This window comes from Streptomyces roseicoloratus (genome assembly GCF_004117935.1).
GTDB classification, from domain to species: Bacteria; Actinomycetota; Actinomycetes; order Streptomycetales; family Streptomycetaceae; genus Streptomyces; species Streptomyces roseicoloratus.
The window spans coordinates 1-1,618 of sequence record NZ_SDOY01000005.1 but is presented as its reverse complement, the minus strand read 5'-3'; the positions used below and the strand labels follow the sequence as shown (position 1 = coordinate 1,618).

General features: G+C 60.4%; 3 protein-coding genes. All 3 read left to right on the top strand.

Going from position 1 to position 1,618, the window contains the following annotated elements; translation table 11 throughout:
* Nucleotides 1-270 precede the first annotated feature (270 nt).
* Entirely contained in the window at nucleotides 271-588 is a 318-nt protein-coding gene (locus tag ESG85_RS00220; protein WP_246094736.1) for a helix-turn-helix domain-containing protein, read from the top strand.
* Nucleotides 589-606: 18 nt separating this feature from the next.
* Nucleotides 607-729: a hypothetical protein gene (locus ESG85_RS36525; protein WP_281287925.1), complete on the top strand. Its 123-nt coding sequence runs from the start codon at nucleotides 607-609 to the stop codon at nucleotides 727-729.
* 239 nt (nucleotides 730-968) lie between these two features.
* Nucleotides 969-1,322: a hypothetical protein gene (locus ESG85_RS00215; RefSeq protein WP_246094735.1), complete on the top strand. Its 354-nt coding sequence runs from the start codon at nucleotides 969-971 to the stop codon at nucleotides 1,320-1,322.
* Nucleotides 1,323-1,618 lie beyond the last annotated feature (296 nt).

The window sequence follows — 1,618 nt, the reverse complement described above, 5'->3', positions numbered from 1 at the left end:
CGACCACCCGGATCACCGGCCTCGTCCAAGCCGTGCTCACACTGCATTTGGCCAGCTCAGACCGATGATGGAAAAGCCTCACTGACGAGCGAGTCGTGGACATCTCGACTACCTCAACTCAGGTGAAGACCCAGTGAGCGAGGGGTCTGCACACCAGTGGAACCTGCGTGTGGGGACCATAACTTGACGACCTACCCCCTTCAACTCATGTCGCGAAACTGGCACGATCGTTGTCGACACAGGTGGAGACCGGTGAGGGCCGGAGGGGCCATGAGCGACAAGGCAGGGCAGAGCCTGGCCGACAGGTTGAACCAACTTTTCGCAACGGTCCGTCCCGATCCGCATCACGAGTACAGCAACGAGTACGTCGCCGCCGCGATCCGGCAGTCGACTGCCGATGTCTCCATCTCCCAGAGCTACATCTGGCAGCTCCGCAACGGGCGAAAGAACAACCCGACACTCAAGCACCTTCAGGCATTGGCTGGATTCTTCGGCGTGCCGACTTCCTACTTCGTCGAGGACGAAGCGGCAGACCGGATCACGGAACAGCTGGAAGCCCTCGCCTCCGAGCAAGCCCGCCTCCACTAGGCATCCAAGGGCAACGACGTGAAACTGATGGCCATGCGAGCCGGCCAGTTGTCACCCGAGCATCGGAAGCAGGTGATGGACTTGCTCGATGTCGTCTATCGCTTGGAGCAGGCGGAACGGGAAATCCTTCCCCGGGATTGACTGATTCTCTTCTGGCTGCCTGCAGAGCCTCGCTGTTAGATGGGGTAGCACCCTGGCAATGCGAGCGGAGAGACGCCTTGAAAGAGCGAGAGCTGAGACGCCGATGCAGGCACACTCTCCGTTCCCTTGGAATCCGGCCACCTCTTCGTGTACCAGCCTTCTGCCAGGCATTGGGAGAGCACAGGCGGCGCCCCATCCGACTGATCGACTACCCTCTGCCTGTTCCCGGACCCTACGGCGTGTGGATCGCGAGCAAATCGGCGGACTACATCTTCTACCAGAGGGAAACCAGTAGGGCCCATCAGGATCACATCATCCTGCACGAGGTCGGCCACATCCTGGCAGGCCACCAGAGTGACGAAATGGACGACGAATTCTGGCAGTCGATGGCCCCGGAGCTGTCCGTCGAGGTCATCAAGCGAGCGCTCCGACGAACCTCGTACGACGATGACCGGGAACGGGAAGCCGAGCTGGTCGCCACCATCATCCTGGAATGGGCCTCCGTACTGAACCGCGTGACCCCGAAGACGGGGGATGACCAATCGGCTCAACGCATCAATTCCGCACTGGGTGACAGACTCGGGTGGTTGTAGCCGTGGTGCTGTCCTCGCTGCTCGGAGGAATCCTCCTCGTTGCGATGTGCTGGAAGATCAGTCAGCTGGTCAAGGCACCGTCCGACAGGGTCCTCCGGTCAGTAACGCTATGCATCCTCTGCGCCGCACTGTCATTCCCTCTGGGATTCAAGTCAGTCGCACGGTACGTCGATTCTCTGACCAGTAACGGAATCGCGAAGCTGCTGCAGAACGCACTGAGGCTTTTCCATCATCGGTCTGAGCTGGCCAAATGCAGTGTGAGCACGGCTTGGACGAGGCCGGTGATCCGGGTGGTC